Origin of the sequence: Kitasatospora sp. NPDC058190, assembly GCF_042883685.1 — a bacterium.
In the GTDB taxonomy this organism is placed as follows: Bacteria; Actinomycetota; Actinomycetes; order Streptomycetales; family Streptomycetaceae; genus Kitasatospora.
The window spans coordinates 43,923-68,048 of sequence record NZ_JBHVVI010000036.1 but is presented as its reverse complement, the minus strand read 5'-3'; the positions used below and the strand labels follow the sequence as shown (position 1 = coordinate 68,048).

The 24,126-nt window shown below is 73.7% G+C and carries 20 protein-coding genes; 4 read left to right on the top strand and 16 right to left on the bottom strand.

Annotation, left to right across the window (positions count from 1 at the left end; genetic code table 11):
- Positions 1-6: 6 nt before the first annotated feature.
- The 15 genes from ACFVWU_RS18620 to ACFVWU_RS18550 form a co-directional block, all read right to left on the bottom strand.
- Positions 7-2,532 carry a GTPase-associated protein 1-related protein gene (locus ACFVWU_RS18620; RefSeq protein ID WP_387621857.1) on the bottom strand — a complete coding sequence of 842 codons (2,526 nt, stop codon included), beginning with the start codon at positions 2,530-2,532 and terminating at the stop codon, positions 7-9.
- On the bottom strand, positions 2,529-3,710 hold the full coding sequence (locus ACFVWU_RS18615) for a hypothetical protein (protein ID WP_387621854.1): 1,182 nt from the start codon (positions 3,708-3,710) through the stop codon (positions 2,529-2,531). Before ACFVWU_RS18615 ends, ACFVWU_RS18620 begins: the two co-directional genes overlap by 4 nt.
- On the bottom strand, positions 3,710-5,578 hold the full coding sequence (locus ACFVWU_RS18610; protein ID WP_387621852.1) for an Hsp70 family protein: 1,869 nt from the start codon (positions 5,576-5,578) through the stop codon (positions 3,710-3,712). Before ACFVWU_RS18610 ends, ACFVWU_RS18615 begins: the two co-directional genes overlap by 1 nt.
- Positions 5,575-7,590 carry an AAA family ATPase gene (locus ACFVWU_RS18605; RefSeq protein ID WP_387621879.1) on the bottom strand — a complete coding sequence of 672 codons (2,016 nt, stop codon included), beginning with the start codon at positions 7,588-7,590 and terminating at the stop codon, positions 5,575-5,577. The genes ACFVWU_RS18610 and ACFVWU_RS18605 overlap by 4 nt, the downstream gene beginning before the upstream one ends.
- Entirely contained in the window at positions 7,587-9,041 is a 1,455-nt protein-coding gene (locus ACFVWU_RS18600) for a hypothetical protein (protein WP_387621849.1), read from the bottom strand. The genes ACFVWU_RS18605 and ACFVWU_RS18600 overlap by 4 nt, the downstream gene beginning before the upstream one ends.
- Entirely contained in the window at positions 9,038-9,688 is a 651-nt protein-coding gene (locus ACFVWU_RS18595; RefSeq protein WP_387621846.1) for a 4Fe-4S single cluster domain-containing protein, read from the bottom strand. Before ACFVWU_RS18595 ends, ACFVWU_RS18600 begins: the two co-directional genes overlap by 4 nt.
- The gene (locus ACFVWU_RS18590; protein ID WP_387621876.1) at positions 9,676-10,755 is read right to left on the bottom strand and encodes a hypothetical protein; all 1,080 of its coding nucleotides are present in this window, start codon (positions 10,753-10,755) and stop codon (positions 9,676-9,678) included. Before ACFVWU_RS18590 ends, ACFVWU_RS18595 begins: the two co-directional genes overlap by 13 nt.
- Positions 10,756-10,757: 2 nt before the next feature.
- The gene (locus ACFVWU_RS18585; protein WP_387621843.1) at positions 10,758-11,552 is read right to left on the bottom strand and encodes a protein phosphatase 2C domain-containing protein; all 795 of its coding nucleotides are present in this window, start codon (positions 11,550-11,552) and stop codon (positions 10,758-10,760) included.
- Positions 11,549-12,322, bottom strand: coding sequence for a hypothetical protein (locus tag ACFVWU_RS18580; protein ID WP_387621840.1), 774 nt, complete (start codon positions 12,320-12,322; stop codon positions 11,549-11,551). The genes ACFVWU_RS18585 and ACFVWU_RS18580 overlap by 4 nt, the downstream gene beginning before the upstream one ends.
- The gene (locus tag ACFVWU_RS18575) at positions 12,319-12,537 is read right to left on the bottom strand and encodes a hypothetical protein (RefSeq protein WP_387621837.1); all 219 of its coding nucleotides are present in this window, start codon (positions 12,535-12,537) and stop codon (positions 12,319-12,321) included. Before ACFVWU_RS18575 ends, ACFVWU_RS18580 begins: the two co-directional genes overlap by 4 nt.
- A 163-nt stretch (positions 12,538-12,700) precedes the next feature.
- Entirely contained in the window at positions 12,701-13,795 is a 1,095-nt protein-coding gene (locus tag ACFVWU_RS18570; protein WP_387621834.1) for a hypothetical protein, read from the bottom strand.
- Positions 13,796-13,866: 71 nt separating this feature from the next.
- A complete protein-coding gene (locus tag ACFVWU_RS18565) occupies positions 13,867-14,553 on the bottom strand; it encodes an RES family NAD+ phosphorylase (protein ID WP_387621832.1) in 687 nt (228 codons plus the stop codon).
- Entirely contained in the window at positions 14,553-15,278 is a 726-nt protein-coding gene (locus ACFVWU_RS18560) for a hypothetical protein (protein WP_387621830.1), read from the bottom strand. The genes ACFVWU_RS18565 and ACFVWU_RS18560 overlap by 1 nt, the downstream gene beginning before the upstream one ends.
- Complete coding sequence (locus tag ACFVWU_RS18555; protein ID WP_387621827.1) at positions 15,275-18,616, bottom strand: CHAT domain-containing protein; 3,342 nt, start codon at positions 18,614-18,616, stop codon at positions 15,275-15,277. The genes ACFVWU_RS18560 and ACFVWU_RS18555 overlap by 4 nt, the downstream gene beginning before the upstream one ends.
- 99 nt (positions 18,617-18,715) lie before the next feature.
- Positions 18,716-19,258, bottom strand: coding sequence for a hypothetical protein (locus tag ACFVWU_RS18550; RefSeq protein WP_387621824.1), 543 nt, complete (start codon positions 19,256-19,258; stop codon positions 18,716-18,718).
- A 515-nt stretch (positions 19,259-19,773) separates the two neighbouring features.
- Between ACFVWU_RS18550 and ACFVWU_RS18545 the strand changes: the two genes are divergently transcribed.
- Positions 19,774-20,082, top strand: a complete 309-nt coding sequence (locus ACFVWU_RS18545) for a hypothetical protein (RefSeq protein ID WP_387621821.1) — start codon at positions 19,774-19,776, stop codon at positions 20,080-20,082.
- A gap of 92 nt (positions 20,083-20,174) precedes the next feature.
- On the opposite strand, the gene ACFVWU_RS18540 is transcribed toward ACFVWU_RS18545, so the two are convergent.
- Positions 20,175-20,354 (bottom strand): hypothetical protein, encoded by a 180-nt coding sequence (locus tag ACFVWU_RS18540; RefSeq protein ID WP_387621819.1) that lies wholly within the window; start codon positions 20,352-20,354, stop codon positions 20,175-20,177.
- 34 nt (positions 20,355-20,388) lie between these two features.
- Here ACFVWU_RS18540 and ACFVWU_RS18535 point away from each other — a divergent pair, with 34 nt between their 5' ends.
- The 3 genes from ACFVWU_RS18535 (at position 20,389) to ACFVWU_RS18525 (ending at position 24,099) form a co-directional block, all read left to right on the top strand.
- Positions 20,389-21,186 (top strand): hypothetical protein, encoded by a 798-nt coding sequence (locus ACFVWU_RS18535; RefSeq protein ID WP_387621816.1) that lies wholly within the window; start codon positions 20,389-20,391, stop codon positions 21,184-21,186.
- Between the two features lie 472 nt (positions 21,187-21,658).
- On the top strand, positions 21,659-23,155 hold the full coding sequence (locus ACFVWU_RS18530; protein WP_387621813.1) for a GNAT family N-acetyltransferase: 1,497 nt from the start codon (positions 21,659-21,661) through the stop codon (positions 23,153-23,155).
- The gene (locus tag ACFVWU_RS18525) at positions 23,152-24,099 is read left to right on the top strand and encodes an NUDIX domain-containing protein (RefSeq protein WP_387621810.1); all 948 of its coding nucleotides are present in this window, start codon (positions 23,152-23,154) and stop codon (positions 24,097-24,099) included. Before ACFVWU_RS18530 ends, ACFVWU_RS18525 begins: the two co-directional genes overlap by 4 nt.
- Positions 24,100-24,126: the final 27 nt, after the last annotated feature.

Below are 24,126 nucleotides of genomic sequence, written 5' to 3'. Positions count from 1 at the left end.
GGTCGGTCACTCCTCCCCGGACTCGGCGGGTTCCCGCTTCTCCTCGCGCCGCCGCCGGACCGGCCACAGCGCCGGCAGCAGGCGCGCCGCCCGCCGCGGGCCGCGCCGGCTCTCGGCGATCTCCCGGTAGCGGTCGGCGAGTTCGGCGTGGCAGGGCCGCACCGCCCGCTCCAGGCGCTCCAGCTCCGCGAGCGGCCAGTGGTGGGCGGTGTGCTGCCGGACGGCGTTGACCACCTCGTAGTGCGCCTGCGTCATTCCGGCCCCGGAGCGTACGGCGGCGACGGCGGCGATGTGGCTGAGCCGGACCTCGTCGATCCGCTCACCGGTCTCGACCAGCTGTCTCACCTGCGCCAAGTACCGTTCCAGCAGGGCGTGTCCGAAGTCCGGGATGGCGTCGCGCAGTCGGCCGACGTCGGCGGGCAGCTGCAGCAGGACCGGGATCAGCCGGTACCGCTTCAGTGCCTGCGGCCCGGCCCACAGGCCGGCGTCCTGGACGGTGAAGACCCGGGCGAGTTCGGTGGCCTCGCGGGCCTCGCGCAGTCCGCGCTCCAGAGCCAGGGTGGTGGACACCCGCCGCCGGGTGTCGAGGCGCAGGACGGCCAGGCGGTCCGGGTTGGAGAGCAGCCCGTACAGCCGCAGGCACAGGTCGAGTTGCTCCTCGCCGTCGATCGGCTGGTTCGCGGCGCGGTCGAGCCACTGGCCGACCTCCTCGTCCCGGAGCACCTCGACGGGCAGCGCGCGGACGATCTCGATCGCTTCGAGGTGGGTCCAGGTGCGGGAGGGGTGGCGCCACAGTTCGCACAGCAGCTCGGCGTCGGGTACGGCCTGGCCACGCAGGTGCAGGATCCGCAGCAGCATCTCGGCGGTGCGCTCCGGCTCGCGCTCGACGCGGGCCCGCCAGTAGTGCTCCAGGAGCAGCGGGCGGCCGGTGAGGTCGCGCTCGGTGAGCAGGGCGGCGGGGAACTGGGTGAAGAGCTGTTCCTGGCCGGCTCGGCTCTCCAACGCCTCCTCCACGGCGGTCGCCAATGCGGCGCGCACCGGAGGGAGTTCGCCGGCCAGCCATTCCACCTCGCGGAGCAGTTCGGCGCCGGGGGCGGGGGTGGCGAGCAGGGCGCGGGCCAGGGCGAGGGTCTCGCGGTCCAGCACCTCGGGTGCAGGGGCCAGGTCGGCGCCGAGCGCCCAGAGCAGCAGCCGGGCGCGCTGCCGGGTGTCGGTGGTGCCGGTGGCCAGCAGGCGTTCCCAGAGCGCGGTAGCCTGCCGGCGGGCATCCCGGTCGGTGATCGGGGTGGGGGCCACGGCGTCCTCTGCGGCGCTCATGTGGGCGCGCATCCGGGATTCGTACAGCCGGCCCTCGATCTCCTGGTGCAGCGCGGTGTCCCCGGCGGCGTGGGCGACGCCGCTGAGCACGGTCAGGTGGGCGTCGTCCAACTGCCGGTGGCCCCGGTACAGTTCGGCGGCCACCTGGGCACGGCGGGAGCCGAGGTGGTCCGCGCCGGGCAGCCAGCGGGTGAGCGCCCGCGCCTCGGCGCCGGTGAGCGCGATGCCGCCGGAGGCGGCCGCGGCGGCGACGGGTGCGTACCAGTCCTCCGGGCGTTCCTCCGCACCGTGGGTGAACTCGGCCGCCCAGGTCCACACCGGGCGCACCGAGCCGACCCCGATCCGGGTCAACAGGTCCACCAGCGCGCGGACCGTCTCCGGAGTGGCGGCGGGCCGCGGGAAGCGGCCGCGGGCGAAGTCGAAGACGGTGTAGGCCTCCTCCTCGTCCGCCCCGAAGTCGAGCTGCGCCTCGGGCACCGTGCCGATCAGGTGCAGCCGGCTGCGGGCTGGGCGCAGCACGTAGGTGGCGAAGGAGAGCCTGCGGGCGAGCGGGGGCGGCAGCAGGTAGCAGACGGCGGCGAACCAGTGGGCGATCCGCTCGGTGGTGTGGTCGGTGACCACGACCGAGCCGTGTTCGGTGAGCGCGGCGAGCACGGCGGCCAGCAGCTGCGGCAGTTGCGCGGTGTGCGGGTGCGCGGTCAGGAACTCCTGGACGCCACGGGCGGTCAGCGGGCCGCGCGGGGGCGCCGCCAGGAGCGGGATCTCGGTGCTCGGCGAGACCTGCCCACGCCACACCGGGGAGTTCCACAGCTCGATGCCGAGCAGTCCGCGCCCGGCCGCTGGGAAGTCCTCGCTGTGCAGGGCGTGGGCGAAGTAGTTGCCGAACCGGCGGGCCGAGTCCCTGCCGACGTAGCGCACGCACAGGGCGGTCGCGGTGCGGCCGCGCTGGTCGTACGGGCGGTAGCAGAGGTTGACCGGGCAGCGGTCGAGTTGCTCCGGAGTGTCCGACTCGACCAGGGAGCGGGGCGGTTCGTACCCGGCGAGCGCCTCCACTGCCTGCCGGGTGCCGGCGGTGACGCCTTCGCTGACGGCGTTGAACTGGAAGCCCGAGAAGCCACTCAGCCCGTGCTCGCAGGAGGTGTAGTAGAGCTGCTGGAAGTGCGCACCGGAAGCCGCTGCGGCGCCGGCGGCATGGGCGGACGTGCGGTCGTTCATCCGCGCCCCGCCTTCGGGACCGAGCCGAACTCGCTGAGCAGCCACAGCAACGGGTCGGCGACCCGGTAGGGTTGGATGCCCGTGGCGGCGATCCGGGCGTCGGGGGTGGGGTTGCGGCCGAGCGAGGAGACGCCGAAGTAGCGGTAGCGGGTGTAGTGGTTCTCCAGCAGCTGGTCGATCGGCACGCCGTCCCAGTCCTTGAGCAGCCGGCGCACCTCCTCGTGCACGCTGAGGCTGTCGCCCACGTCGAAGCGGTCGCGGGCCGGGGCGTAGTCGCGCAGCGGGCTGGCGCCGTCCAGCAGGTGCCAGAAGGCGTCCATCTTGGAGAACACCACCGCTACCGGGACGTCGATCTTCTGTGTGGAGCCGCCCGCGAGCAGCATGTTCGTCACGCGGGACAGGACGTTCACGGGCGCGTCGAACCCGGTGGTGCCCGGCAGCGGGGTGCCGGGCAGGGCGCCGTCCCGGGCACCGGTCATCTGCAGCGGGTCGAGCAGCAGGATGATGCCGTCGGCGTTGGTCAGGTAACGGGTGTTGAGCTCCACGCTCTCCTTGGAGCTGAAGTCCTCGCCGGCGGTGTCGAAGAACGACAGCACGGTGTGCTGCGGGCGTTCGCCGAGCAGGGTGCGGCGGCGCAGGCTGAAGCGGAAGACCAGCGGTTCCACCCGGTTGAGGTTGGTGGAGGCGGTCTGGGTGCCGGGGAACAGCTGGTTGTCGCGGTACAGGCGGTCCTCGTAGTCGGTGCTGTAGCGGCGCATGGTGGCGTCGTCCAGGCCCATCAGCGCCGCCCCGAAGGCCTCGCCGATCCGGTTGCGGACCTCGTGCAGCAGGACCGTCATGTACACCGTCTTGCCGGAGGCCTTCGCGCCGACCATCGCGATCAGCCGGTTGTCCACCCTCCCGAACTGGACGGGGAGTTCGGAATGGCACACCGGGCAGATCCGGTAGGTGGTCTCGCCGTCGCAGTCCGGGCAGACCGCCGTCGGCTTGCGGCCGTCGGCGGCGAAGTCCGGCCCGAGGTCATGGCTGCGGCGCGGACCCATGCGCTCGTCCAGCAACTGGTCGCGGCGACGCGCGCACTGCTTGCCGGTGCGGCTGAGCCGGCTGTTGCAGCGGAAGCGGATCTCGCGCGGGGCGAAGCTCTCGTAGCAGTAGGGGCAGGTGTGCCGTCGGGCCATCAGGTCACTCGCAGTCTGTGCAGTGCGGTCGGGCGGATGTCGATGCCGGCGTCGGTGGCGGCGTCACCGTGCGCCGGGAAGCAGACCAGCCAGGAGGGGCCCTTGGTGGCGGGCAGCGGGAACTCGACGGTCAGCGGGGTGCGGGCGAGCAGCCGCTGCGCCCGGACCTCGTGCACCACGGTGCCCTCGGCGGTACTGGTCGGCCGGAACCGGCCGAGGCCGTGGACGATCCGCAGGTCGGGCAGGTCGCAGCCGCTCTCGGCGGTGAAGGTGACGGTCGCCACCCGGCCCTTGAGCCGGCGGCGTACGGCCGGCTCGTACTCCACCAGCCGTGGCTGCGCGGGCACGATCAGCGCGGAGGAACCCTCGCAGTCCACGCCGGCGCCGGTGACCAGCGCCTCCACGGTGAGGGTCACCGCCTCGCGGCCGACGGCCAGGTCGAGCCCGCCGTCGTGCTCGTACGTCCGGCGGCGGCAGACCAGGTCCCCGTCCGGGCGACGGTCGGCGGCGCCGCTGCCCGTACGCTCGCCCCGTTCCCGCTGCCAGCGGACCCGTGCGCTCAGCGCGCCGTCGGGCCAGGCCCACAGGACGAGCAGGTGGTCGCCGCGCCGGACGGCCTGCAGGTCGGCGACGGGGACGGCGAAGGTGCCGGCGGGCGGGGCTTCGGTGGGCGGGATGGGGGTCGGGGTGGGGGGTGCCGCAGTCTCCGGGGGCGCCGTGGTCTCCGGGGCCGGTACGCTCCGGCGGGGCTGCTCGTTGCGGGGCTGGGGGATGACGGTTTCGTGGGGCAGCTCGACCGGGGCGACGGGCGGCTCCTGCAGCTCCTCCGGCCCGAGGTCCGTGGTCCCGGGGTCCGTGGTCCCGGGGTCCGGGTCGGTCACCGTCGCCGTCGGAGCCACCGCCTCGGCCGGCCGGGTGCGCGGCTCCGGGTCCTCCGCCACCGGGTACGGGGTGCGTACGGCCGGCTCGGGGTCCAGCAGCAGATACCCGTCCGGGGGCCTGGTGGTCCTCGGCGCGGGACCGCTGACCACCCGCAGGACGCCGAACTCATGACGCAGCAACAGGCCCTGGAGGACGGCGAGTTCGGGCCGGTGGCAACGTACGGTCAGGCCGCGGGCGGCCGGGAGCGCCTCGATCCCGGCCCGGTGCCCGGGGGCGACGGACAGGCCGCCGGCCAGCAGCACGGTGTCGACGGCCGGCTCGGCGGTGAGCTCCTCGGTGACGGCCGCGAGCATCTGCCGGTACAGCGGCCCGACGGCCCGGTCGAGTTCGACCCGGCTCAGCTCCACCGGTGGACCGTCCCCGACCGGTTCCAGCACCTGCTCCGCCGCGCTGAGCCCGTGCCGCAGTTGCTGCGCCGCCCGGCGCGGGTCGGCACCCACCGGCAGCCGCCCGGCGAGGTGGGCGGCGAGGGCCGCGTCCCAGTCCTCGCCACCGAGGCGGTCGCTGCGGGTGCGCACGATGCGGACGGTGAGGTCGGGGGTGATGGCGAGCACGGTCAGGTCGAGGCCGGTCGCCCCGTGGTCGCAGACCAGGACGCTACGGTCCACGCCCTCGGCGACCGCACCGTAGTGCAGTGCCACGGCCACCGGATCCGGCACCACCCGCTCCACCCGCAGCCCGGCGGCCTCGGCGGCCCGGCGCAGCTCGTCCTCGCCCTCGCCTGCGGCCGGCAGCCCGAGCACCACCGACCGGTCCGGATCGGCCCCCGCGCCCTCGCCCGCCGCGGCGACCAGGGCCGGCAGGGCGCGAGCCGGGTCGAGGACACCGTCCACTCCGTCGAACTCGATCTCCACGACATCCGGTCGGCCGCCCGGGCCGTTTCGGGCGAGGCGCCCGTACCGGTGCCCCAGGTCGATCGCGATCACGTCCATTCCTCCTCTTGCGCGCGAACCCACACGGTGCCGTCCGCTCCGGCCCCGACCCGCAGCCGACTCCCGGGCTGCGGGCGGTGTTCCAGGAGGTGGCCGACGACCGCCGCCCGAACCCGCTCCAGCTCGTTGCGGATCTGCCGGCCCCCGTACGCCTGGCGCTCCGGGTCCGACATCCGTTCGACGATCCACGGGTGCAGCGTGGCGGTGTCGGCCAGCAGCTCGACCCGGTGGCGTTCCCGTACGGACTCGCGGAGTTGGGCGAGCAACCGGTCGGCGATGCGCACTACGTGCTCCCCGCGCAGCATGTCGAAGACCACCACGCCGGGCTTGAGCCGGCCATAGATCTCCGGCCGGCCGATCTGCCGGAACTTGTCCTCCACGGCCCGGGTGAAGTGCGCCTCCAGTTCGGCGTACGAGGGTTCACCGCCGGCGTCCAGCAGGTCGCGCAGCTCCTCCGCGCCGGTGTTGGAGGTGAAGATGATCAGACACTCGGAGAAGTGGGCGGTCTGCCCGCGGCCGTCGGTGAGCCGGCCGTCCTCCAGGACCTGCAGGAACTTGTCCAGCACCTTGGGGTGCGCCTTCTCGATCTCGTCGAACAGCAGCACGCTGAACGGCCGTTCCTGCACCCGACGGGTCAGTTCGCCGCCCTGTTCGTAGCCGACGAAGCCGGGCGGGGCACCGGCCAGCCGTTCGGCGGAGTGCTCCTGCTGGTACTCGCTCATGTCGAAGCGGGCGTACGCGCTCTGGTCGCCGAACATCAACTCGGCTACGGCCTTGGCGAGTTCGGTCTTTCCGACGCCGGTCGGCCCGACGAAGAAGAACGCGCCCCGGGGCCGGGCGGTACCGGAGTGGCCGAAGTCGATTCCGACGAAGGCGGATTGGAGGGCGGAGGTGACGGCATCGACGGCCGGGGTCTGGCCGACGACCCGGCGGGCGAGCAGCTCGGCGGCCCGGGCGATGGTGTCCCGGTCGAGCTGGGTCCACGGGTCGACGCTGACGTTGAGCCGGTGCAACTCCAGGAGTTTGTCCGGCTTCTGCAGCGGCGCATCGCGCAGCCAGGAGGTCCGGGCGAGGGAGTCGATGTCCCAGCCGGTCATGCCGTCGGTGGCGCCGACCAGGGCTTCCAGGTCGGCGGGCGTGGCGTCCGCCGAGCCGTTGAACCGCTGCCGCAGCCAGTCCAGCCACAGCCGGCGCTCGCTCGGGTCGGGCCGGCCGAGGTGCAGGGTGGCGATCCGAGGGTCCTCCAGGTGGAACCAGCCGGGCAGCCGTCCGACGTCACCGACCGCGCAGAGTACGGCGTTCCGGGCGTGCGGGCCGGGGCCGGCCGCCGTGTGCGGGGTGACTGCCTCCGTCATCGCGGCCCTCAGCCACAGGTAGCCGCGGTGCGATTCGGGCTGGCCGGGCGGGAGTTGGTGCTCCACGTCCTCGAAGACGAAGGCGACGGCCGCGTCCGGCGAGGCAACCAGGCGCCGTACGGTGGCGAGGATGTCCTCGAAGTTGCGCGGACGGGCAGCCGAGCGGGCGGCGAACAGCCGCTCCCGGCCGCGCTGCCGCTCGGCGCCGCGGGTGGTGAGGGCGGTCGCGGGTGGTGTGGGGTCGGCGGGGCCGCTCTCGGGGTTGGGCGGCGCAGTGGCGGTCGGCTGGGCGGGCAGGGCAGCCACCAGCTGGTCGTAGCGCTCCGCGTGGCCTGGGAAGGGGAAGGTCAGCCCGCCGACCGGGTCCCACCAGCCGACCACCTCGGCGCCGCGCAGTTCGAGCAGTCCGGCGACCACCTCCCGGAAGGCGGCGGGCCGGTCCTCGAACCACCAGCGGTCGCGGATCTGCCCGTCCAGGACGACCTGCCGCCCGCGCCGCAGCTCCCAGTCCAGGGAAATCGCCCAGAGCGGCATCATGCCGTCCGCGACGGCCCGCCGACCGGCCTGGGCCGGGCCGTCGTGCCTGTCCTGACGGGGCCCCGAAGGCGCTCCACCGCCGGTGGCCGGTTTCGTCCAGTCGACCGTGCTCATTGCTGCCACCGCCACTCCACCGTGTTCGGCAGCGGCCGGCTCTGCTTCCGGGGCGGCTTGCCATCCCAGGTCAGCTCGCCAGGAACGAACTCCGCCTGCTCGCCGATCACTTCGTGCACCCGTTCCAGCAGGTCCTCGGTGGCGTCGCAGACCGCGCCCTGCGGGTCGGGGTGCAGCGCCACATCGGGTTCGCCCTCGACCTGGTAGACGAGAACGGGGCTGCCGTCATCGCCGGTGGCGACAGTGGTCTCGTACAGCGCTCCGGTAGGGCGTTCGAAGCGCAGCACCAGGGCGTCGCCGTGGTCGCCGCCACCGAGGAAGGCGAAGCCCTCGTCGAGCATGGCGTCCTGGAGCGCCTGCGCGAGGTCGGTGCGCCGGTTGTGGGCGAGGTGCAGTTCGTCCAGGCGGGTCTCGGCCTCGGCGAGCACAGCCTCCAGGGCCGCGACGGCGTCGAGGGCCGCTTCCGGGGCCGGGGCCGCGAGCACGGCCTCGGCCGAGTGCAGGGCCCGGTCGAGCCGGTCGGCGAGCTCCGGGTCGGCGAGGTCACGGGCCTCGGCGGCCGCATCGGTGACGGCGGGCCGCACGACGCCGAGCCGGTCGCTCGCCTCGGCGAGCAGCGCCGCGAGGCGCTCGCGTTCGGCCTCCTCGGCCGCGACGCGGGCGGCGGCCTGTTCCGCGGCCAGCCGCCGGGCTTCCTCCGCCTGCTCCTGCGCCCGCCTCCGGGCCTCCGCGGCCTCCGACTCCGCCCGCCGCTGCTCGGCCAGGGTCGCGGCGTGCCGGGCGAGCGAGTGCTCCACCGTGCCCAGCAGCGCCGCGAACCGGGTCTCCGCGCCCGGACCGGACTCGGCGCGCAACCGGTCGAGCAGTTCCGTGCAGCGCTGCCGGCCCTCCGCGTCGTGGGCCGCCGCGCCCGATCCGAGCGCGGCCAGCCGCTCCTCGAAGCCGGCCAGCACGGCCGCCCGGTCCCCACCTGCCGTGGAGCTCCCCGGCAGGCTCACGATCCGGCCGCGCAGCTCCTCGATCGCAACGCCGAGCCGCCCGCCACCGCCACCGCCACCAACCCGCTGTTGCAGGCTCGCCAACTGCGCTTCCAGCTCGCCCAATTCACTCCCAGGACAGCCCTGCCGGGCCCGCTCCAGCAGTCGCCGTACCTCCGCCAGCCCGCGCGCATCCGCTGCAGCCTGTTCCTGATCCATCCGCCGGGTGTGCGCCTCCTGATCGGCGGCCCGCCGCTGCGCCGCCTCCTGCCGGGCACGCTCCGCCTCCGCCCGGGCCCGCTCGCGGCGGGCGGCCGCCTCCTGGGCGCGCCGGGCGGCGAGCTCCGCACGTTCCCGGGCTCGCTGTTCCTGCTGCCGACGACGTTCGGCCTCGCGCCGGCGGCGGAGTTCCTGCTCCCGCCGCGCGTAGACGGAGGCCACCTGGACCGTGCTGTACTTCGGTGATCCGCTCATGCTTCCCTCCCGACCTCGGTGCGCAGGACGAATCCCCGCGCGGCAAGCTGTTCCTCAAGTCCCTCCCGGAAGCCCGGAGTCGGCGGCACACCGGCCCAGGAGAGCGATCCGTCGGGCTCCACCGACACCTCGACGCCCGCGCTGGTGTCGGGCTCGGCCGGCACGTGCGCGTAGCGGGCGCTGAGCGCGATCAGCCGCTGGTTGGCCGAGCCGCGCCAGCGCAGGGCGGCGTGCCGCGCCGCCACGTACGGGCCGTCGACCAGCAGGTCGAGGCGTTCCAGCAGGGCGCGCCGCTCCGGGCTGCCCCCGCGCAGCGCCTCGTGGCGGTAGCCCGAGTACGCCATCGCGCTGAACTCCGGTCGCCGGGCCCGTACCGCGTCCAGCAGTTCGGCCAGCGCACCCGCCTGGGCGAAGGGCTCGCCGCCGGACAGGGTGACGCCCTCGATGTCGGGCAACCGGCAGAGCCAGTCGGCGAGTTCGGGTACGGCCAGGGGCGTTCCGCCGTCGAACGGCAGCGTCTCGGCCGCGACACAGCCCCGGCAGCGCAGCGGGCAGCCCTGCACCCAGATCACGGCGCGCACGCCGGGGCCGAGCACGGTGCAGCGGTCCAGCCGCCGGGCCACGGAGAGCCGGGTCACTTCGGCCATGCGTCAGCCGTCCCCCTTCCCCCGGGAGCGGCCACGTCGGTCCGGTCCGTACGCTCGCCCCCACCCGCCTCGGCCAGGTCGCACCAGGGGCACCACGGCCGCTCCACCGTGTGCACGTGCCGGGCGTCCGCCACGCAGCCGCGCAGCCGGTTCGGCTCGGCCTCGGCGGCCAGCGCCTCGGCCCATGCGGAGGCTGAGGGCCGCACCCCGCCGAACGCGGCCCGACACAGCTCCTGGAGCCGGCGCGGCAGCAGATCGACGGGCGGGGCGGAGCGGGGCAGCACCACCGAGGCGCGGTCCAGCAGCCGGCAGCGCCCGTTCAGCACGTTGTCGTCGTACGAAAGGTAGGCGCCGCCGTCCCCGGGGTGTCCGGCGAAGGGGTGCAGGCCGTCGGTGAGCAGCTGGTGGACCAGGACGGCGAGGACGAAGTCGTCGGCCGCGCGGTCCGGCGGGGTGCCGGGCTGCGCGCCGATCCGCTCGGGGGCGGTGTAGCCGGGGGTGCCCATCCGGCCGGGGAACAGCTCGCCGGCGTCGGTGAACTGCCAGGAGTCGACGTCCGCGATGGCGACCCGGCCGTGCCCGTCGACCCACAGGTTGTCGGGTTTGAGGTCGCCCACCACGTAGCCCTCGGCGTGCAGGTCGGCGACCAGCTGGGCGAGGGAGCGGGCGGCGGCGAGGGCGGTCGCCCAGGTCGCCTGCGGCAGCGCGGCGCGCCGGGCCGCCGGGGCGAGCAGGTGGGCGAAGGGGTGGTGGTCCCGGCGCAGGTCGGCCATCAGGTAGCCGTCGACGGCCGCCTCCGGCGGGCCCTCGGTGCGAACGGCTGCCAGCGGCCAGGCGATCCGTACGGGAGTGTCGGCGAGCAGCCGGACGGTGCGCGGCTCGCGCCGCTGCCGGACCAGTCGGGCGATCCGGCGGCGGTAGGCGGCCGGGATCGGCGGGTCGGGGACGAGCTTGGCGACCAGCGGGCGCGCGTCATCGACGGCGTACACCACGCCTTCCGAGCCGTTGCCGATTCGCTCGGTGAGCCGCCAGGCACGCCCGGTGTCGGACACCACGGTGAGGACCATGCTCACCGCCCGTCCAGCACGGCGCACAGCACCGTCAGATCGTCGCCGGTACGGGCCGCCGCGGGGCCGGAGAGCAGCGCGCGCAGCGGCTCGGCGTCACCGCCGTTGGCGCGCAGGGTGGCGGCGAGCCCGCAGAAGAACCGCGTCGCGGGCACCGGGCCGGCCTCCGGGGGCAGCCCGTGGACGTCGGGGTGGTCCAGACTCAGGGCGGCGCAGCCGTCGGTGGCGATGACGACGCCGCTCAGCTCCGGCTCCCAGACCACGAAGGTGCGCACCCGCAGCGCGGCGCCGGGCGAGGAGAGGAACACCGGCCCGGGGCCGCCGGGGGTGGGCGGCGGCAGCACCAGGTGGCAGCGCTCGGCGGCCCCGGGCTCCCGGGTGAGGACGGTGCCGAAGCAGTCGCCGACCGACACGAAGGCGACCCAGGGCGGGCGCACCACGGCGGCGGCGACGGTGGCGGCCAGCGCCCCGACGTCGGCCACCTCCCCGGTGGTCGCGCCGAGCACGGCCTGCGCGGCGCCCAGGTACTCGGCGACCAGCCGAGCCCCGCCGGCCGCCGCCCACCCGGTCCAGGCTTCCGGGGCGTCCTCGGCAGCGGGCACTCCCTCGGCCAGCACCCGGCAGGCCGCGTCGACGGCGAGGTGGGCGCCCAGCGCGCTGCGCTCCCGGCTGCCCGCGCCGTCGGCCACGGCCAGCACCACCGCCTCGCCCAGGTCGGCGGCCTTGAAGGCGTCCTGGCATCCCCGCCCGGCCGCCAGGTGCCCGGTGCCCTGGACGACGGCGCCCGCGACGATCACCGGTGCTGCTCCTCTAGCCGCCGCATGCGTTCGAGCTTGTCGTTGTACTGCCGCACCTCACGGTGGATGTCCTCGGCGGTCCGGTCGGGCGTGATCCGGTCCGAACTCTGGAACAGCAGGTCCAGGATCTGCCCGAAGCTCAGCTCCTCCAGCATCAGCGCCGCCTTGGGGGCGAGCACCTGCAGCAGCTCCAGGTCGGCGCCGCGCACCCCGATCGCCTGCAGCACGAACTCGCCGCGCTCCTCGCCCAGGCGCACCCGGCGGGCGATGTCCGCGAGGGCGGCCGGCTCCATCCGGTTGCCCTGGGCGTCGCTCGGGGCGCCGTCGGTGAGCACCCACAGGAACGGCCGCCGCACCGGGACGTGCTGCTGCTGGAGCCTCCGGTAGCGGGCGCCGGCCAGCTCCAGGGCCGTCTCGACGGCGTCGGTCAGCCGGGTCAGTCCGGAAGCCGCCAGCCGGGGCGGGCGCATCCGGTCCACCGGCACGAACAGCCGCTCCGGCGCGGCCTGTTCGACCGGCACCAGCTCACCCCGGCCGACGTCGAAGACCCTCACCCACGAGTCGAAGGCGACCAGGCAGACCTCCACCCGGGCGCGCAGCCGCGGGGTCGTGCGCTCCCCGTCGAACCAGCGCGCCAGCGCGTCGTTGAGCGCGTCGATCCGGGGCTGCTCGGCCGGGCGGCCCATCGAGGCCGAGGTGTCGAGGAGCAGCACGACGGGCTGCCGCTCGTGGTAGCCCTCGGCGGGGCCGAAGTCGTACGTGCTGCTCATCCGCGCTCTGCCCCGTTCCGGCCGGCGGGGCGGGCGACCAGCCGACTGTTCGTCTCGTCGAGGCCGACGACGACCTCCGTTCCGCTCGGGGTCGCGGGAGCCTCCGGGAGCATCCGCAGCAAGACGCCCTCGACCAGGACGAAGGTGTCCGGCGCGGGCCAGGTCACGGTCCGCCCCTCCGCCCCGCGGGCCCACTCGTCCATCCCCTCAGCCATCCACGCCCCCGTGTGACCATCCGTCAACTAAAGCTTCCGGACGCGGCGTCCGGGAGGCGATCACCTTTCCATCGGACCGCCTGCGCGCGCAACCGCGATCACCCCCGTGGATCGCGGTGGCGTGCCCCCGTTCCTTGCTTGCGCGCCCTTCCATTGCACCGGATCAGCCGGTCGTCCGCCGGTCGCGTGCGGGGCGGATCCCGGCCGGAATGCGCTCCACGAGTGCCGCGGCCTCGGGCGTGCGCACCACGAAGTGCACGTCCCACAGCTCCCCGCTCGCCAACTCTGCCTCCACGGCGGCCCACACGGCGGCGAGGCCGGCCTCGTACGACAGGCCGCCGCGCCCCGAGCCGAGCAGCGGGAGACACACCGAGCGCAGCGGCGGGTCGAACCGCTCGCGTTCCTCGGCGAGCAGCGCGAACGCCCGGGAGACGGCCCGGGTGACATCGGAGGGCAGCACGTCGTAGTCGTTGGTCCCGGCCCGGGGGACGGCCACCGCCGCGTGGTAAATCCGGCGAACTCCCCGCTCCGCCAAGGCCCCTGCGCCGGTGGCCGCCACCGTGCCGGGCAGCACGGAACGCCCCGCCACCCCGCGTCCGGCCGCCCAGGCACGTAACTCCTCGTGCAGCGGGTCCGCCAGCACGTCACCGGTCACCCCGCGCCGAGCGGCCGCCCGGCGCAGCGAGGCGGCGATCGAGGACTTGTACGGCTCGGGCAGCGCGAAGTACACGTTCGAGGGAGAGACGACCACGTCCACCTCGCGCAGCAGGTCCACCGGGTGGACGTGCAGGGTGAGCGCCACCGGCCGCCCGCCGGCGGTGACGTGGACCGTCCGGTGGGTACCGGCGCTCGCCCTCGCGAGGGCGGGGCCCGGCTCCGCGGCGAGGCGCAGGATGTGCTCGGCGACCTGCTCCAGGACCATCACCTCGTGGTCCTTACGGAACCGCTCCACGCTCACCCCGTACACCCCGGCCGCCCGCGCCCGACGGTCGGAGGCCGGCCAGTCCCGGGTGCCCTGCGCCAGGCCCAGGGTGTACTCGGCGGCGGTGCGCAGCGTCCCGGCGTCCAGCCGGGAGACCGCCAACCGCAGCAGCGCCTCGACGGCCGCGCCGGGGGTCCGGGCGGCAGCGGCGACAGTGGCCTCGGCGGCTGACTCCAGGGCGGGCAGCGTGCGCCCGCGCAGGCGAACGAGCCCGGCCCGCCGGACTTCCTTGAGTTCCTGCACAAGTGACCCGGGATCAGGAACGGGTGATGCCATGCGCCCACGATGGCATCACCCGTCGAGCACGCACAAGTTGTGGTCGATCACCTCTGCGCGTGCGGCCCTGTTCACCACCCCACGGGCGTCGAGACCTCCGCTCGAAGGGGCTTGAGCAGTTCGTTGACCTGCTTGAGGCCCTCCGGGGAGCCGAGGTCGGTGATGCCCCGGTCCGGCACCACCTCCAACGGGCCGCCCTCACAGTGCTCGACGCGGTCGCGGTAGAGCATCAGGACGTCCTCGCGCCGGTTGCGCCGGGAGTCCCAGAGCAGGCCCTGTGCCTCCGGTGCCTGCGCCCGGATCTCGCTCGACCAGCGCCGTGACACGGCGTAGTTGCGCTCGTCGTCGAGGAGTGTCTCCTGGCAGACGGCGGCCAGGTCGGCGCCGGTTTGCAGGCGCACCAGTGTGAGGTCGCACCGGGAGCGCAGGCAGCTCAGCGAGCGCCCCTCGGCCACGGCGTAGAGGACCCCTCTCGTGCCGTTCCCGCCATAGGGCACGGAACGCAGCATGCTCTCGGCGAGGGCCGTGAGCGGTGTCGCCGCCAGGTAGAGATAGTGATACGGATCGAGCACAGTGCCCTCGAAACGGCCCCCACCGAAGTGGATGTCCGAGAGCTTGTCGTTGAACTGGTCGGGCGCATAGACGGACTTGTGCACCCGCCACAGCTCGGTGCCAGCCGGGATCGTGGTGAGGTTGGGCCGCAGCGTCGTCGTGGTCCTGGGGAAGAATCCGGTCGGGTCGAAGGGACGCTCGCTCATCATTCCCCCTCCACCAGTTGCGCAGCCGCCCCGACCAACTGGTGGTCGGGCAGGCGGCCGAGCAGCGAGGCGGGTGCGCCGCCGAGCCAGCTGTTGTCGCTGAGCCACCAACTCCCGGCGCCCCAGGGGTCGATCTCCGCGAGCAGCAGCCGGTTGACCTCCAGGACGACCCCGTACGGTGCGCCGCTGCCCACGGGGAACTGGAAGCGCGGGTAGCGCGCGCCTTCCGGGGAGCCCGGCACCCGGATCAGCTCGGGCGGCGGCGGGCCGCCGCAGCGGTCCTGGGCCTCCTGCGCCGAGAGAGCCAGCGCGTCGAGCAGCAGGTGGCCCGGCCTGGTCTCACCGGGGGGCGCCTGGTCGAACTCCGGCTCCGGCTCCGGCTCCGAAGCAGGCGTTGGCGCTGACAGCCAGGCCAGCAGCTCCCGGGCCACGTCCACGTCCGCCGGTACGGGCGGCGCGGCGACCAGCCGCGAGGATTCCAACGCGGCCCGCACCGGGTGGTCGAACGACAGCGGCCGCAGGGCCCTCCGGACGCCCTGGAGCGCGCTGCGCCGTCCCCGGTCGTCGTCCGCGGTCACGGCAGCGAGCGCCTCCAGTCGACTCAGCAGGACCGCGTACCCCTCCTCGCCGAGTTGTGCGCGGATGCTGTCCCGGTGTTCGCGGATCAGACCGAGCAGTCGCTCCGTCGCCCGCTCGCGGCCCTCGCCGGTACCGTCCTCATTCACGCATTCCTCCCTTCCTTCGGGTCGTTCGTGTCCCCGTGCCCGGACGGACCGGGGTGGCCCTGGTGGATGAAGGCGGCCCAGTACGCGATCCGGTCCAGGCCCGGGCGCCGCAGCTCGCAGATCAGCTCCTCGTGCAGCGAGCTCGGGGGCTGCCGGTTTGGGTCGAGCATCCACAGCTGGGCGGCCCGCAGTGCGTCGACGGGGCTGAGCCGGTCGACGTTCAGGTAATGGTGGAACACCGCCATGAGCAGCGCGGATGCACCGTCGGAGGCGGCCCACCGGGAGCCGACGACGTCCCGCGCACCGGCCGCGCAGAAGCCCGTGGTGAGGGTGAGCGCCTCGTCGTGGTCGCGGGTCGACAGGTCGGTCTGGCAGGCGCTCAGCACGACCAACGGGCCGTCGTCGTTGCCGTGTTGGGCATCGAGGCGGTCGAGCAGCCGGGTGACCGTGAGCCGGCCCGGGCGGGGATCCGGGGCATCGGAGCCCTCCAGGTGAAGGGCCGAGGCCATGGGGTTCGTTCCTGCCGAGCCGTGCGCGGCCAGGTGGAGCACCGAGACCCCGTCGGCGAGGTACCCGAGGACGGCCTCGGGCGTGCCCGGAGCCAGTTCGTCCTCGGCCAGGTCCGAGACCTCCCCACACACCCGGGCCTGCGGGTAGAAGGAGTCCCGCAGGGCCAACACCTCGACCTCGGCGTCCATCAAGGTCTGGCCCGGGTCGGCGAGCAGGACGGGCGCGGCCGCCGGCGGCCGGGGCGCGCGTCGCGCCGAGCGCAGGAACTGGCTGCCCGAAGCGGCGTAGCTCATCACCGCGGCCTGGCAGAGGTACTCGTGTGGAGGCTCGCCGGGGAAGCGGCCCGCGTGCCAGGGCACGATGCCGAGGCGCCCGCACGGCACGAGGACGATCCGCAGCGGCCGGCCCTCGGCCTCCAGCCGCTTGTCCAGGCCGGCCAGGACCGGGCCGAGCACCGCGCAGGCCCAGTCGCAGAGCGCGGCGAGCGCGTCCTCCCAGGCCTGCCGCAGGTCGGGGTGCTCCTCCTGGGTCTCGCGTACAAAAGCTTCGTGCGCTGCGGCGGCGTCCAGGTAGCTCTCCAGCGGGCCGCTCTCGGCCTGGGAGAGTTGCTCCAGGACGCCCATCCCGGCCCCGAGTTGCGGGCCCACCGCGATGACGATCCCGGGACCGATCTCGCCGCCGGGCACCAGGTACAGCAGCGCGTCCGCGCCGCTGTCCGCGAGCCCGTCCGAGAGTTCGCTCAGCGTGGGGGCGGCGAGCAGGCCGCCCTCCTCCCGGTAGCCGAGCGCCTGGAGCGCCCGGCGGCGCAGGGCGCTGGGCAGTTCGCCGGGGACTCCACCGGCGCGGCTCACGCCGTCCGCCGTCGCGGTGGCCGCTCGCCAGGCGTCGGCGATCTCGTGGTGCCCGCGCTGCTCCAGGAGTTCCGAGACGGCCGAGGAGGTGGACGCCGCGTGCAGCACCAGCGCGCGCCCCAACTCCAGTGCGGCCACCGCCTCGTGGAGCATCCCTTGGGAGCCGGCCCACAGCGCGGCCTGGACACCCCGGCTGGCCCCGGCCCGGGCGGCCACCAGCCCGTGCTCGGCACCGCTCTGCAGGAGGACGTCCGCGGCGAGCGCGGTCAGCGCCTCCTTCGCGGCGTCCAGCGCCCTGGTGTCCGACACGTCCTCGTTCTCGACCGCGCGCACCCGGTACGCCCCGGCCAACTGCCACAGTGCCTCGGCGGCGATCCGCGGGGCCCGGCCCTCGCGGATGCCCTCCCGGACCCGCTCCAGTTCCTCGATCAGGCGGTCGAGAACGCTCCGGTCGCGGGTCAGGCCGTATCGGAGGGCCAGTGCGAGCGCGGCGTTGTAGACCTCGTCCGTCGAGGCGTTCGGCGGCGGGGCCTCGTACTCCCGCACCGGCGTCGGCGGGGTGTCGGTGAGGGCGTCCCGCAGGAGGTCGAAGTCCGGGGCGGTGGGGATCGGGATCTCCGTGCCGAACGGCGCCCCGGTCTCCTTCACCGTGGACATCCCGCCTTCCATGACGGCCAGACCGTCCAGGAGCAACTCCCGATCCCAGACGACCATGCCGAGTTTGGCCCGCGCGGCACCGAGCGTCAGCTCGACCACTCCCCGGAAGAGGCCGTCCGGGACCTCCTCCGCCAGTTGCTCGGCCTCGGTCACCAGGCCGCGCGCCACCCCTGCGTCGTGCTCGGCGTCCCCGGTCTCCCCGACGTCCATGATCCGGTGGTACAGGTCCATCACCCGACCCAGGACGGCCGGGTCTCCGATGCCGGGCGGCAGGGAGCCCGCCATCTTCCCCAGGCTGTTCCGGATCGCCGCCATGTGTCGGCGGCCCTCCTCCCGGTCCTGGAGCGTGCCACCGACGCCGGCACCGACGTTGAGCAGCAGCGCCCGGAGCCCTTCCAGGTGGTGGGACTGGTCGAGGCCGGGAGGCTGGTGGTCCTGGACCTCGCTCAACCGGCCGAGCAGGTGGTTGAGCGCCCGGTGGGGGTCGGTACTGTTCAGCGCCTCGTCGAGGCCGTAGCTGGTGGCGCGGACGGCATCCAGGCCGGCGACGATGCGGCGAAGGGCGTCGGGATCGAGGACGGTCGCCGGGTCCGGAACAGGTCCGGGACTCGGATCCGGGACCGGATCCCTGGTCGGGTTGGGGGCAGCCGCCGTTCCGAACATCCTGTCCAGCAACTGACGCAGCTGGTCCGAGAAGGGATCTCCGTCCGGAATCATGCTCGCCAGGAGGTCGTGGATCCCGGCCGCGCTCGGAGCCGCGATCCCCTGCTGCATCCGGCCCAGAAATTCGCGGTGTTCCGGCGGCAGCGGGAGGTCCACGATCTCCTTGATCAGCTCGTGGAACTCCTGGGCGACACTCGTCATCCCGGCCGGTCCCACCCGCTGCATCCACTCCACGTAGGCCGAGAGGTCGGGTACCGACCCCAGCCCGGGCTGGGACTGCAGGGGCGAGATCAGGTCCGCGAGGAAGAACGCCGCCCACCTGCGGTGCTCGACGCTCACAGCCGCACCCAGCACCGTGGCAGGGTCCCGCACCTCCCGCAGCAGGGACTCCGCGCGCTCCCGGTCTGCCCGCAACCCGCCGGCGTTCCATCGCAGGGTCAGCGCGGCGCCCAACCACATGCTCGCCGCGCTGCGCAGCGCGGGATCGTGGTCCAACAGCGGAGCCAGCTGTTCGAGTTCGCCGATGGACGCGTCGCACTCCCGCCGCGATGGCGCCTCACCGCCCCGGAGAGCGGGAACCAACCGCCTGACCCGCTCCTCCGCGTCCGCGACCCAGGCACGCAGCCCCTGTACGCCGCCGTCCTCCACGTCGCCCACCGGCTCCCCGCCTCTCCGGATCCATGACTTCCCCCGTGACTACCCGCCACTATGCCGGGCGCTCGGCCCGACGGTGGCCGAATCCCACGACCGGCCTGCTCAACACCCGGAATCCGCCCGGGACACGCCCAGTTGGGCCCGCATCTCGTCCCGCACCCGGCGCAGCCCGGCCCACCGGGCGTCGATGCCCTGCCGCACGGCGGCCGGCGAGTCGCCGGCCCGGGGCGCGCCGGCGTCGAGGCGACGGACCATGCCGTAGAGCTCGCCCACGTCTCGGCTGAACGGGCCGGCGAGGTCCAGGACCTGCTCGGGCACCCGCAACTGCGCCTCGGCGTACACCTCGCGGTAATGGTCGCGCGCCTCGGCGAGCCGCTGCCGGGCCACCGGGAGGTCCGCGTCGCGGCCCAGTGCGTGCACCTGGTCGGTGAGGGCGGCCAGGTACTGCCGGGCCGCCGCGTTCAACGCGACGTAGCACGAACGCAGTTCGTGCTCCCGTCGATGTTGCTCCGCCACCTCCTCGGCGCGCTCCTGCTCGCGCCGCCTCCCGCCGTCCGCCGCGCGCTGCGTCAGCAGCGCGGACAGCAGTGTCCCGACGACGCCGACGACCGCGACGCCGAGCGCACTCGCGCCCCCGATGTCCAACTCGGACCTCCGTCCGCCGACTTCCCGGTAGGACCAGCGAAGCAGCGAGCTCCGCACAGGAGCAACGGCCGGCCCGGAGGTCGCCCGCGATTCGACCTGGCGCCGACCGGCTACGTGTCACCCAAGACGGCACGGTCGGGCCCCGGTGTCCGGGCCCGACCGTGGCGCGCTCCCTCGCCCCCGGGGGCGTGGGTCATGGCACGAGCGTGGGAACCGCAACGGACATACGGATCCGCGTTCCAGCTTCCCCCACACCTTGCTACTGCAACCCGTCACCAGAGAGTGCTCGGCACCGGGGGTGCTGCTTCAGGAGCGGCTCATGCTCATGGGTTGCTTGTCCTCAGGACCCATCCCATGTCGGCGAGGGTCTGGGAGATCGGGACGTACCACATCCCCCGCTCGGGACCAGGGCACTCAACGACGCCGCAGGCAAGCCCGTCGTCCACTTCGATGAGCGCAACCTTCTCCGGCCCGCGTCCCTGCCGGAGAACTACTACCCCTTCCCTGCAGGCAGGATGGTCTACCTGCCCGGCCTGGACCCGATCCCGACCGACACCCCGGCCTGGGCGAGCGGATACCGACTGGGAACAGAGCCTGAACAGGGGTCCCTGGTCATCAGCCAGACTCTCCGGAACAGCACACCACCGGCTGGCCGGGCCGCCAGCATCAAGGGCCACCCCGCGACCATCACGCAGCAGGGTTCTCCTGGCGCGCCCCGTTCACTGACATGGTCCGACGGGACCTACACCTTCATCGTCACCACCGGCGGCCCCCCACGGCTTTCGGACGAGGAACTCATCCACGTCGCGGAGAGCCTCGGGTAGCTGTTCCCCTACACCGGTCAGGACAGAGTGACCTCGTCGCGGCGGGTGGTCCGTGTGACTTCCACGGTGCTGGCCTCGCCCGGGTCGAGGGCTCACAGGAACGCGGCCGCGGCCGGGCCCGAATCCAACGCTTCGGTCACGACGACGCACGCGGTGCCTTCCCGCTCCGGGTTGGCGGTCGGGCGCATCAGCAGGAGTTCGGGGAACTGCCCAGCGGTGTGCCGCAGTTCGAAGGACCTGACGTGATCAGCAACGTCCTGGCCATCGAGCACCAGACTCGCGGTCGCGCCGGCCGCCCGGATCCGGATGACCTCGCCGCCACCCCTGGCGCGCCTCACCGAAACCGACAAGCAGCGCACCGAAGTCCGCCAGTGGCTGTGGCGGGTCGTCATCGCCGACGGCACCCACGCCCTCACCTCCGCCGGCCGCTGGAGCGATGCCTTGCGCCACATCGAGGAACATCGCGGCATCGGCCGGCGCATCCTCGACGGCCGCCGGACCGCCATCCTCGCCGCCACCACCGGTGACCTGGCCGGCGCCCTCACGCTTCCGGAGGACACCGAGCCGGGCGACCCCTGGGAGGACGCCGTCACCGCAGTGCTCACCGCGCTGTGCCGACCCGGTGAACGACACGCCGCCGACGCCGCCATCGGCCACTGTCTCATCTTCGAACCAAACAAGGGCCTGACCGTCTTCACCACCCGCCTCGCCCTGACCGCGCTCGATGCCGCCGACCCCGGCACGCCCGCGGCCCGAAACCTGCTCGGACACCTGACCAATCGAACGAGTGAATCCGGCGACGGCTACGCGCTGCGCGACCTCCTCACCCAGCACGGCGCCCGCGACCACCTCGAACCCGGCCGGGCGACCGCGCTCGAACAGGCTCTCGCCGCCTGCGCACTGGGTTCCACCACCATGCCAACGCCTGTTCACGACCGGCTGGAGGACGCTCTCGGCCGCGCCGCCAAGGTGCTCGAAAACTCCCCGTTCGACCCGGGCTCGCCCAGAGGTGACCCGCTTGAACGCCGGACTCGATCAGCGTCATCATCAGACACCCTTCGACCGCAAATCCGGCCCAACTCTGCATCTGGGCTGCCAACTTGAGCTTCCGCCGCCTGCCGCTTCGGTGGCTCCGCATACCGCGCGCTGTTCCTGCCTTGAGGAGCTGTGGCGAGAACCCTCGACTTGATGATCAGCGAGACGTGCAAGGAGGCAAACGCTTGAGCTCCAAGATCAAAGGCGTCGGCCCCTACACCGCGGACATCATCGCCTCCCGTGCCTCCCGCAATCCGTCCGCCGTCGGCCTGGACGTATGGAACACCAAGCTCCTCGCCCGCCGACTCCTCCACAAGGACAACGCCACCCAGGAAGAGGTCCACCACCACCTGAGCGAACTCTTGCACCTCCGCCCTCTACCTCGTCGAACACGAGTACCTGGCCACCCCAGTCGCCCCGCTCCTAGACCCCGACCCCCTGGACACGTGGAACCACGCCCTCGAAGACCCAACCGCCTGAGCCCACCACGCCCACCGATAGCCGTACCCGTCCTCGTCCCCCGGTTCTGAAGGAGCCCCGCTTGCCGCCGTCCGCCGCCACCATCGCCGCCGTCACCCGCGCCTACCTGGCCCGCCACCCCACCGAACGCGCCAAGCTCGAACCGCTGCTCGCCATGCTGGCCTCCGAGCCTGCGCCGACCAGCCGCACGACGCTGCCCGCACACATCACCTGCAGCGCCGTCGTCATCAACCGCGAACAGCAGGTCCTGCACATCCACCACAAGGTCACCGGGCTGACGCTCTGCCCCGGCGGCCACGGCGAGGAATCCGACACCAGCCTGCTGGCCACCGCAATGCGGGAAGTCACCGAGGAGGCCGGCATCCCGCCCGAGGCGCTGTGCCTGGTCCCACAGCTCCTCGCCCAGCCCGTCGACATCGACCTGAACGACATCGACCCGAACCCCGACAAGGGCGAACGCACCCACCAGCACTACGACTTCCGGTTCGCCTTCTACCTCGCCGACGCGGCAACACCCGAAACGGCGCTCCATGCGGAGGAGGTCACCGGCTGCGAGTGGCGCCCCTTCGAGCAGGTCACCTCCCCGTCGCTGCGCGCCAAGCTGAGCCCCGCGGGCCTGGACGGGCGGCCGGAACCGGTGAACGCCTCCGTGCTGATCCACGACGGCAACGGCCGCTACCTCCTGCACCTGCGCGATGCGTTCGACCACATCTGGGCCCCGGGTGAGTTCAGTCTGCTCGGCGGTGGCCGCGAGCCACAGGACCGCACGCTGGAGGACACGCTGCGGGGCGAGCTCACCGAGGAGGCCCCCGGTCTCGAACTGGGTGCACTGGAGCCACTCGTCGTGGAGCAGGTCATCGGCGCCGACGGTCTGTGTGTGCCCGTCCAGGTCTACACCGCCCGCTGGGCCGGCGACCCGGATGCGGTGGGCCTGACCGAGGGCGTCCTGCTGCGCTGGTTCACCCCGGACATGCTGCACCGGTTGCGGCTGCGCACTTCGACGCGCGACCTGCTGCTCGCCCACGCCGCGCAGACCCGGGACAGTGCGGCCGTCCGACCACCCGCACCGCGCCCACCTCACCGACCGGCCGCGACCGCCGGGGCAGGCCTGCGGCGGGCGGTACCGTCGGACGCGGGTGAGCTGACCCGGCTGCGCCTGGTCATGCTCGCTTCCGCCGGCACTGTTCCCGAGCGGGAGTGGTCGGGCGAGTGCGAGCGGTGGTTCGCCGACCGGCTCGCCGGTGACGAGCGGTTCGCCGCGTTCGTCATCGACGACGGCACCCGCCTGCTGTCCTGCGCGGTGGCTCAGTGCACCGACCACATGCCCAGGCCCGGTCAAGGACCGTACGTCGGGCACATCGCCTCCGTCGCGACCGACCCCGCCCACCGCCGCCAGGGCCACGCCCGGCGGGTCGTCGCGGCCGTGCACGACTGGCTGACCGCCCACGGCTGCGGACAGATCAATCTCACCGCGTCCCCGGACGCCGAGGAGCTGTACCGCTCGCTCGGCTACCGGGACCCCGCCGGCCCGACCCCGCTGACCTGGAGCGCCCGATGACCGACCAGCCACCGTTCGACCTGCTCGCCGAAGCCCGGGCCGCCGGCGCGCAGCGCCTGGCCACCGCGGTCCTGCTCGTCAACCACCGGGCCGAGGTTCTGCTGGTGCGCCGGGCGGCCACCGCGCTGCTGGGCGGGCTGTGGGAGTTGCCCGGTGGCGGCATCGAGGAGGGCGAGAGCCCCCTGGTGGCCGCGCGGCGCGAACTGGCCGAGGAGACCGGCATCGCCGGGGCGCGGGTCACGGCCTACCTCGGCTACAGCGACTACGACAACATCCGCGGCCGGCGGGTGCGCGAGTTCGCCTTCGCCGCCACCCTCGACCACCCGCAGGACATCGTCCTCAGTGCCGAGCACGATGCGCACCGGTGGGTGCTGCCCGCCGACCTTCCCGACCGGCTCGCCGAGCACGAGCGGGACCTGATCGGCCGGCATGCCGCCCAGCCCAAGCCCTGCCCCGGCTACCTCCCCCTGCCCGCCTACCTGGCCGGCATCCCCGCCGCCACGATGTGGGCCGACCTCTTCCTCACCACCGCCGAGGGCAAGGTGGTCCTGCTGCGCTCCACCAACCCCGCCAAGGGACTTCAATTTCCTGGCGGGGACGCCGACTTCACCGACCCGAACCCACTGCACACCGCGGTGCGCGAGACTTTCGAGGAGACCGGCCTTCGGTACTCGCCGGACCCGGAACTGCTGCCGCTGGTGGCCACCGTCGTCGAGGGGCCCCGGGCCGGTTGGCCGACGAAGATCGGGTTCATTCACGCGGCGCCGGCGCTCACGGCCGCGCAGCTCGCCGCGATCCGGCTCGACCCGCGCGAGCACGACGAGGTCGTCACTCTCTCCGAGGCGCAGCTCACGGACGGGACCGGAGCCCACGACCACGCCCTGACGCGCGCCGTGCTGGACGCGGTGCGCAGCGGTGTCCCGGCCCACATCGTGCGTTCCTGACCACCGCCACACCGCTGAGGGGAGACC

What these genes read in the sequence shown, in the direction of transcription:
- ACFVWU_RS18620 (WP_387621857.1), bottom strand. Translation starts at nt 2,532, where the DNA reads ATGAACGACCGCACGTCCGCCCATGCCGCCGGCGCCGCAGCGGCTTCC.
- ACFVWU_RS18615 (WP_387621854.1), bottom strand. Translation starts at nt 3,710, where the DNA reads ATGGCCCGACGGCACACCTGCCCCTACTGCTACGAGAGCTTCGCCCCG.
- ACFVWU_RS18605 (WP_387621879.1), bottom strand. Translation starts at nt 7,590, where the DNA reads ATGAGCACGGTCGACTGGACGAAACCGGCCACCGGCGGTGGAGCGCCT.
- ACFVWU_RS18600 (WP_387621849.1), bottom strand. Translation starts at nt 9,041, where the DNA reads ATGAGCGGATCACCGAAGTACAGCACGGTCCAGGTGGCCTCCGTCTAC.
- ACFVWU_RS18595 (WP_387621846.1), bottom strand. Translation starts at nt 9,688, where the DNA reads ATGGCCGAAGTGACCCGGCTCTCCGTGGCCCGGCGGCTGGACCGCTGC.
- ACFVWU_RS18590 (WP_387621876.1), bottom strand. Translation starts at nt 10,755, where the DNA reads ATGGTCCTCACCGTGGTGTCCGACACCGGGCGTGCCTGGCGGCTCACC.
- ACFVWU_RS18580 (WP_387621840.1), bottom strand. Translation starts at nt 12,322, where the DNA reads ATGAGCAGCACGTACGACTTCGGCCCCGCCGAGGGCTACCACGAGCGG.
- ACFVWU_RS18575 (WP_387621837.1), bottom strand. Translation starts at nt 12,537, where the DNA reads ATGGCTGAGGGGATGGACGAGTGGGCCCGCGGGGCGGAGGGGCGGACC.
- ACFVWU_RS18570 (WP_387621834.1), bottom strand. Translation starts at nt 13,795, where the DNA reads ATGGCATCACCCGTTCCTGATCCCGGGTCACTTGTGCAGGAACTCAAG.
- ACFVWU_RS18565 (WP_387621832.1), bottom strand. Translation starts at nt 14,553, where the DNA reads ATGAGCGAGCGTCCCTTCGACCCGACCGGATTCTTCCCCAGGACCACG.
- ACFVWU_RS18545 (WP_387621821.1), top strand. Translation starts at nt 19,774, where the DNA reads ATGGTCTACCTGCCCGGCCTGGACCCGATCCCGACCGACACCCCGGCC.
- ACFVWU_RS18535 (WP_387621816.1), top strand. Translation starts at nt 20,389, where the DNA reads ATGACCTCGCCGCCACCCCTGGCGCGCCTCACCGAAACCGACAAGCAG.
- ACFVWU_RS18525 (WP_387621810.1), top strand. Translation starts at nt 23,152, where the DNA reads ATGACCGACCAGCCACCGTTCGACCTGCTCGCCGAAGCCCGGGCCGCC.